Here is a 7538-nt window from a genome sequence, read left to right as displayed (position 1 = left end):
TGATCAAACTCTTCAGTTTAAAATCATTGTGATCCTTACGTGTCACTCGAAAGCAACAAAAGCGGATCAAACTTGGCTCAAGGTTCAAACGAATTTGAAAGATGTGAACATCTTTCTTGTGCGCCTGCCTTGATAATTGGTGATTTATCACCCTCATCAGCAAGCGCCCACATGAATTACCTGATCAAATTGTTAAAGAGCTGTTTCGCTGTGCTGGCTCGATGACCTGAACCGTGTTGCCTCAGCGAGGAAGGCGTATTCTACGCACTTCCTGGTGTTTGTCAACCGCTGTTTTCAGCGAGTGAAGCGAGCGATCTAAACGACAACAAGACGGCTCTAACTTCCTGACAAACCAGAGGTTTTTCAACCTCCTTCACCGCTGGTAACGCTTGGCGTCCCCGGCAGCGGATGCGTACTTTACGGATTCGCGACCGGGTTGGCAAGAGCTAATGTGAAAAAGTTTTCAGAAAGTTCACACCAGGGTCACGCGAGCGTAACGCTTCTTGCCCGCTTGAATCACATACACTTTACCAGTGGCCAGCATGGTGTCTTGAGCAACGACCTCACCATCCACTTTGACACTGCCATTTTTCAGCATGTCTTTGGCTTGTGCGCTGTTCTTGGTTAAACCTGAGCGATTCAGAACCGTCGCAATCGGGGCCTGCTCGCTGCCTTCAAAATCGACGTCTACTTCTGGCAGGTCTTCCGGCAGCTCACCATCGGCCAGTTGGTTACCCGCCGACTTGTGCGCATTCGCGGCGGCTTCATCACCGTGGTAGCGGGCGATGAGTTCGCGGGCAAGCTCCATTTTTACATCGCGAGGATTCGCACCCTGCTCGACACTCTGCTTCAACGCCTCAATCTCTTCGTTCGATTTCAGCGAGAGCAGTTCGAAGTAACGCCACATTAAGCTGTCAGGCATGGAGACCAGCTTATTGAACATGGAACCCGGTGCTTCATCCACGCCCACGTAGTTGCCAAGCGACTTGGACATTTTCTGCACGCCGTCCAAACCTTCTAGCAGGGGCATCGTGATGACCACCTGAGGCTCCTGGCCGAAGTGCTTTTGAATCTCGCGCCCCATGAGCAGGTTAAATTTCTGATCGGTGCCGCCCAGTTCGATATCAGCTTCTAGTGCGACGGAGTCATAGCCCTGCACTAGCGGGTAAAGAAACTCGTGAATCGCAATCGGCTGATTCGCTTTGTAGCGCTTCTCGAAGTCATCACGCTCCAGCATGCGAGCCACGGTGCTTTGTGCTGCCAGCTCAATCATTTTGGCAGCCGTTAACTCGCCAAACCATTCCGCGTTGAAGCGCACCTCGGTCTTTTCTGGATCGAGGATTTTGAACACCTGTTCTTTATAGGTTTCAGCGTTCGCCTTGACGTCGGCTTCGGTCAGCGGCTTGCGGGTGACGTTTTTACCGGTCGGGTCACCAATGCGGCCAGTGAAATCACCAATCAAAAAGATAACGGTGTGACCAAGGTCTTGGAACTGACGCATTTTGGTCAGCAGTACGCTGTGGCCCAGGTGCAAATCAGGTGCTGTAGGGTCGAACCCTGCTTTAATACGCAGCTTGCGACCTGACGCGAGCTTTTTACGCAGCTCGTCTTCTACCAGGATTTCATGCGTACCTCGCGACAGCAGCGCTAACGCCTGATCCACCTCACTCATTGCCTCTCTCCATGTACTATGTGCCGTTAAAGGCGTTTAAATAATCAATAGTGGGCGATGTTATCACGCTCCACCGCCTTGGTTGAGCCTTCACCCCGTTTTGGATGACTCGCATGATGAAAACCGCTTCCTCCACACCGACGGCCTACTATATCGGGCTCATGTCAGGCACCAGCTTGGACGGCATTGATGCCGCCCTGGTCGCCATCACTCCTGGCACGCCGCCTAAGCTATTAGCCGCGGCTGCCGTTGCCATGCCCGATACGCTGCACGCGCAGCTACTGCACCTGTGCCACGCGCCAGCAGCGCACTTTGCCGAACTGGCCGCCGCCGAGGATGCCTTTTGCCGCCTCCAGGCCCAGGCCGTTACAGCACTATTAACGGAACAGGGGCTCGTCCCGGCTCAGATTACGGCGATTGGCAGCCACGGCCAGACGATTGAGCACGCGCCGCAAGGTCACCAGGATGGTCCGGCGTATACGCTACAGCTAGACAACCCGAGCCTGCTGGCCGAATTGACGGGGTGCACGGTGGTGGCCGACTTTCGCCGCCGAGACTTGGCCGCTGGTGGCCAAGCAGCGCCTTTAGCACCCGCCTTCCACCAAGCGCTGTTTGGGCAGCGCCCAGGCGAACAGCTCGTGCTCAATTTAGGAGGCTTTGCCAATCTTACGTGGCTTCCTCAAGAGCAGGAGCGCGCCGTGGTGGGCTTCGATACCGGCCCGGCGAACGTGCTGCTGGATGCTTGGTTTGCCAAGCATCACACCGGGCGATTTGATGAGAACGGCACTTGGGCGGCCAGCGGGCAAATCGACCAAGCGCTGCTCGCCCGCCTGCTGCAAGAACCCTTTTTTCATCAGCCGCCGCCGCGCAGCACCGGGCGCGAGCTGTTTCACTTAGCGTGGTTGAGCGACCAGCTCACTGGCGACGAAGCACCCCGTGATGTTCAGGCAACGCTAGCCGAACTGACGGCGGTGAGTGTCGCGCAAGGGGTGGCCCAACTGCCGCTGAGTCAGCCCAGCGCCACGCTGCTAGTAGGCGGCGGCGGTGCTCACAATGCCTATTTGATGGAAAGGCTAGCCGCGCACCTTCCGAAGGTTACGCTGCTCTCCCCCGCTACGCTGGGCTGGCCAGAGGATTGGATTGAAGCAGGAGCCTTTGCCTGGCTCGCCCATCAGCGCCTGCGCGGGCTACCCGGCAACCTGCCTTCCGTGACCGGCGCCAGCGGCCCGCGGGTACTGGGTGGCATTTACGCCCCCTAGCGGCGAAGGCCGTCAATAATCGTCACCGTCGCGTAGAGCAAGATGAGACGGCACCTGCGCGTCTAACGGCTTACCGCTGGCAGCGGCGTCGCCCTGCTTGATCATCAGCCGCAGGTCGTTGGCGGAATCCGCATGGGCCAGCGCTACTTGCTGGCTGACTTGGCCCGCTTGATAAAGCTCATAAAGCGCCTGATCTAAAGTTTGCATCCCCGCGTCGCGGGAGCCCGCCATGGCCTGCTTTAATTCATCAATACGCCCTTTACGGATCAGATCCACCACCCGTGGCGACGAGAGCAGAATCTCAATCGCCGCGCAGCGGCCGCCCTGCTGAGTAGGCAGCAGCTGCTGCGCGACCACGGCACGCAGATTCAGCGACAGATCCATCAGCACCTGCTCGTGCCGCTCATGGGGAAAGAAGTGAAGGATGCGCTCCAACGCCTGGTTGGCGTTGTTGGCGTGCAATGTCGCCAGACAAAGATGCCCGGTTTCCGCGAAAGTGAGGGCGTGCTCCATGGTCTCGCGGGTACGCACTTCACCAATCAAAATCACATCCGGCGCTTGGCGTAGCGTATTTTTCAGCGCCACCTCGAAGGACTCCGTATCCACCCCTACTTCGCGCTGATTAACGATGCCTCGCTGATGCGGATGCAGGTACTCGATGGGGTCTTCAATGGTGATGATGTGCCCACCGACGGAGGCGTTACGCTCCTGAATCATCGCCGCCAGAGTGGTGGATTTCCCCGTTCCCGTGCCGCCCACCACCAGCACCAGCCCGCGTTTGGCATTGGCCAACGCCGCCAACTGGCTAGGCACGCCCAGCGCGCTGAGGGTCGGAATAGTCTGCGCAATACGGCGCACCACCATGGCGGGCTCGTTGCGCTGTTGGAAGGCACTTACCCGAAACCGCCCCGCGCTCTCCAGACTTAAAGCAAAATTCGCCTCGTGCTCCTCTTGAAATCGCTCACGCTGCTTCTCGGGAACCGCATTCAGCACCAGGCTGCGCACCTGGCTAGAGGAGAGCGGCTGACGCCCTAGCGGCATCAGCCCCTTGGGCGTTTTCAAGCTGGGCGGCGCGCCCACCGAAATCAGCAGGTCTGAGGCCTGCTGCTCGACCATAATACCCAGCAGTTGGTGCAGCCACTGGGTCGCGGTCATACCGCTGGCTGGCTCACTCATCGCGTCTATTATCCTTTTGCCGCCTTACTCATCTTTTAACGTCAGCGTGCCTTTAGCCCTTGCTTGGGCTTCGTCCATACTCACCACGCCCTCTTTAACCAGCTTGGCGAGCGAGGCATTCAGGGTCTGCATTCCCAGTGCTCCGCCGGTCTGGATGGCGGAGTAGATCTGCGCCACCTTATCTTCGCGAACGAGGTTACGCACCGCAGACGTGGCAATCAGGATCTCGTGGGCCGCCACGCGTCCGCCACCCTGACGCTTCAACAGTGTTTGCGAGACAACCGCCTGGAGCGATTCAGACAGCATTGAGCGCACCATGGATTTCTCTTCGCCGGGGAACACATCAATAATCCGGTCGATGGTTTTCGCCGCGGAAGTGGTGTGCAAGGTGCCGAAGACCAAATGCCCCGTTTCAGCAGCGGTGAGCGCTAAGCGGATTGTTTCGAGATCACGAAGCTCGCCGACCAAAATCACGTCCGGGTCTTCGCGCAGCGCACTACGCAGCGCCCCAGAGAAGCTATGAGTGTCGCGGTGAACCTCCCGCTGATTGATCAGGCAGCGTTTGCTGGTGTGCACAAACTCCACCGGATCTTCGATGGTCAGAATATGCTCGAAGCGCTGTTCGTTGATGTAGTCGATCATCGCCGCCAAGGTCGTGCTTTTCCCCGACCCCGTGGGCCCAGTCACTAGCACTAATCCCCTGGGTAGCATCGAAAGGCGTTGGAACACTTCGCCCATGCCCAGGGTGTCCATGGAAAGCACCTTATTGGGAATGGTACGGAACACGGCCCCCGCCCCGCGTGCCTGGTTAAAGGCATTGACCCTGAAGCGCGCCACCCCCGGCACCTCAAACGAGAAGTCTGCTTCTAAGTGCTCTTCGTAGTCGCGGCGCTGCCGATCGTTCATGATGTCGTAGATCAGCCGCCGAACGTCGCTGTTCTCCATGGCGGGCACATTAAGCCGACGAATATCGCCATCAACACGTATCATGGGAGGCAGACCCGCCGAAAGGTGCAGGTCGGATGCATTCTGCTTTGCCGAGAATGCCAGCAGTTCGGTAATATCCATCTCTCTTTCCCAGCTGCGGTAAGGTGCTTGAGTATGACAGACAACGCGCTCCCCGAGTCACTTGCATCTGCGCGTGAACGCCTGCGCCGGGCGCTTGAGGATGCCGGACGCTCGCCCACCAGCGCCACCCTGCTGGCGGTGAGCAAAACCAAGCCCGCCGAGATGCTGCGCGAAGCGTGGCAGCACGGCCAGCGCGAGTTTGGTGAAAACTACCTGCAAGAGGCGCTGGATAAACAAGCGGCGCTTGAGGATCTTGACGGCATTGTGTGGCACTTCATTGGCCCGCTGCAATCGAACAAGACCCGCGCCGTGGCCGAGCAGTTTGCCTGGGTACACAGCGTTGATCGGTTAAAGATCGCCAAACGCCTGAGCGAACAGCGCCCGGCAGCGTTACCACCGCTAAACGTATGCCTGCAGGTCAATATTAGCCGCGAGGCCACAAAATCCGGCGTGCTGCCGGAGGACGCCTTAGCGCTGGCCCAAGAGATTGCCGCCCTGCCAGGCCTCGCCCTGCGCGGGCTGATGGCGATTCCCGCCCCGGCGGAGACGCTAGAGATACAGCGCCAGCCGCTGGCAGCGCTGCGCCAGCTCTTGGAAGAGCTCCAGGCGGCACTGCCTGAAGCGCCGCTGGATACGCTCTCGATGGGCATGAGCGACGATTTAGAAGCGGCTGTCTTAGAAGGCGCCACGCTGGTACGTTTAGGCACCGCCATTTTTGGCGCTCGGGGCTAACAGCGGCTCAAACAACACACGGTTTACTTCACACGCTGCAAGACGCAGCCATTTGCGAAAAAGGATACCCCCATGGCGAGCAAGATCACCTTCATTGGCGCAGGCAATATGGCCGGTGCCATTATCGGCGGCCTGATCGAAAGCGGTGTCTCACCCAGCGACATCACCGCCACGGCCCCCAACGAAAGCGAACTGGCTCCGCTGAAGGCGCGCCTGGGTATTCATACCCACACCGACAACAGCGCAGCGGTTAACGGTGCGGATGTGGTCGTGCTGGCGGTCAAGCCACAGATTATGCGCGGCGTTTGTGAAGCCCTGCGCGAAAGCGTTCAGCAGCAGTCGCCGCTGGTGATGTCCATTGCCGCTGGCCTGGATGCCAACACCATCGACCAGTGGCTGGGCGGCGGCAATGCCCTAGTGCGCTGCATGCCCAACACCCCGTCACTGGTCGGCATCGGCGCCAGCGGCCTTTATGCCAACGCGGCGGTCAGCGATGCCCAGCGCACCCTCGCCACCCAACTGATGGAAGCCGTGGGCATTGTCGAGTGGGTCGAGGAAGAGCGTTTACTGGATGCAGTGACCGCGGTTTCCGGCAGCGCCCCGGCTTACTTCTTCTTGATGTTTGAAGCCATGGAAGAGGCCGCCGTGAAGCTCGGCCTGCCTGCCGAAACCGCCCGCCGCTTGGCCATTCAAACCGCCTTGGGGGCCTCTACTATGGCCCAGCGCAGCGACAAAGACCCGGCCACGTTGAAGCAGAACGTGATGTCACCGGGCGGCACCACCGAGCGCGCTATTGCGCATATGGAAGATGCGCACCTGCGCACGATCATTGCCGATGCCATGCAGGCCTGCGCCGCGCGCGCCGATGCCATGTCCAAAGAGCTAAGCGGTAACGATTGAGTCTTACGTAGACAACAGACCGTGAATCACGCCATAAGAACGGGATGAACTGCAGGCACGCCGCTCATCTCAAGAACGACATTTTTTAGGAGAAGCCGCAATGGGAAGTCAATTAGGCAGCGCCGGGTTAATGCTGGTTAACTCGCTGATCAATATTTATCTGTTTCTGTTAATGCTGCGCTTTTTGCTGCAGGCATCCCGGGCGGATTATTACAACCCGCTCAGCCAGTCGGTGGTGAAAATCACCCAGCCTGTCGTGGGGCTGTTCCAAGGCTTTTTAGGGCCGGTCGCCGGTCGCTTTGACCTTGCCACCCTGGCGGCCGGTTTCGTGCTGAAAGTCGTCAGTATGATTGCCATTTTCATGGTGATCGGCGTGGGCATGCCGCCCATTGCAGGACTGCTGATTGCCGGGGTGGCCGCGCTGGCCAACGCTATCTTGAAGATCTACTTCTTTGCCATGATCGTGATGATCATTCTGAGCTGGGTCGCGCCGAATGCCAGCCACCCCGGCGCACTGCTGGTGATGCAGTTGGTCGAGCCGATCATGGCTCCGGTGAGAAAAGTGATTCCGCCGCTAGGCATGATTGATCTTTCACCGATCGTGGTTTTTATCGCCATTAACCTGATAGACGGCTTAGTGGTTGGCTCGCTGATCCGTGCGGCGGGCATCTCGGGCGCACTCGTAGGCCTATAAAGGCTCTATCGACTCGACTATCGCCTCGAGTTTACTT

At 58.5% G+C, this 7538-nt stretch carries 7 protein-coding genes; 4 read left to right on the top strand and 3 right to left on the bottom strand.

Annotated features, from left to right (window positions below; all coding sequences use genetic code 11):
- Nucleotides 1-472: 472 nt before the first annotated feature.
- On the bottom strand, nucleotides 473-1672 hold the full coding sequence (gene tyrS / locus ACIGG6_RS09035) for a tyrosine--tRNA ligase (protein ID WP_399844014.1): 1200 nt from the start codon (nucleotides 1670-1672) through the stop codon (nucleotides 473-475).
- 116 nt (nucleotides 1673-1788) lie between these two features.
- Between tyrS and ACIGG6_RS09030 the strand changes: the two genes are divergently transcribed.
- The gene (locus ACIGG6_RS09030) at nucleotides 1789-2931 is read left to right on the top strand and encodes an anhydro-N-acetylmuramic acid kinase (RefSeq protein ID WP_399844020.1); all 1143 of its coding nucleotides are present in this window, start codon (nucleotides 1789-1791) and stop codon (nucleotides 2929-2931) included.
- A gap of 12 nt (nucleotides 2932-2943) precedes the next feature.
- Here ACIGG6_RS09030 and ACIGG6_RS09025 read toward each other — a convergent pair whose 3' ends face one another.
- Nucleotides 2944-4107 carry a PilT/PilU family type 4a pilus ATPase gene (locus ACIGG6_RS09025; protein ID WP_399844013.1) on the bottom strand — a complete coding sequence of 388 codons (1164 nt, stop codon included), beginning with the start codon at nucleotides 4105-4107 and terminating at the stop codon, nucleotides 2944-2946.
- Between the two features lie 24 nt (nucleotides 4108-4131).
- Nucleotides 4132-5175, bottom strand: coding sequence for a type IV pilus twitching motility protein PilT (locus tag ACIGG6_RS09020; protein ID WP_399844012.1), 1044 nt, complete (start codon nucleotides 5173-5175; stop codon nucleotides 4132-4134).
- Between the two features lie 33 nt (nucleotides 5176-5208).
- Between ACIGG6_RS09020 and ACIGG6_RS09015 the strand changes: the two genes are divergently transcribed.
- The 3 genes from ACIGG6_RS09015 (at nucleotide 5209) to ACIGG6_RS09005 (ending at nucleotide 7501) form a co-directional block, all read left to right on the top strand.
- On the top strand, nucleotides 5209-5907 hold the full coding sequence (locus ACIGG6_RS09015) for a YggS family pyridoxal phosphate-dependent enzyme (protein ID WP_399844011.1): 699 nt from the start codon (nucleotides 5209-5211) through the stop codon (nucleotides 5905-5907).
- A gap of 72 nt (nucleotides 5908-5979) precedes the next feature.
- A complete protein-coding gene (proC, locus tag ACIGG6_RS09010; protein WP_399844009.1) occupies nucleotides 5980-6807 on the top strand; it encodes a pyrroline-5-carboxylate reductase in 828 nt (275 codons plus the stop codon).
- A 100-nt stretch (nucleotides 6808-6907) separates the two neighbouring features.
- Nucleotides 6908-7501: a YggT family protein gene (locus tag ACIGG6_RS09005; RefSeq protein WP_399844007.1), complete on the top strand. Its 594-nt coding sequence runs from the start codon at nucleotides 6908-6910 to the stop codon at nucleotides 7499-7501.
- Nucleotides 7502-7538: the final 37 nt, after the last annotated feature.

Origin of the sequence: Vreelandella lionensis, from assembly GCF_044543515.1 — a bacterium.
GTDB classification, from domain to species: domain Bacteria; phylum Pseudomonadota; class Gammaproteobacteria; order Pseudomonadales; family Halomonadaceae; genus Vreelandella; species Vreelandella lionensis.
Note: the sequence above shows the minus strand (reverse complement) of the source record. Positions and strands in the feature narration are given on the sequence as shown.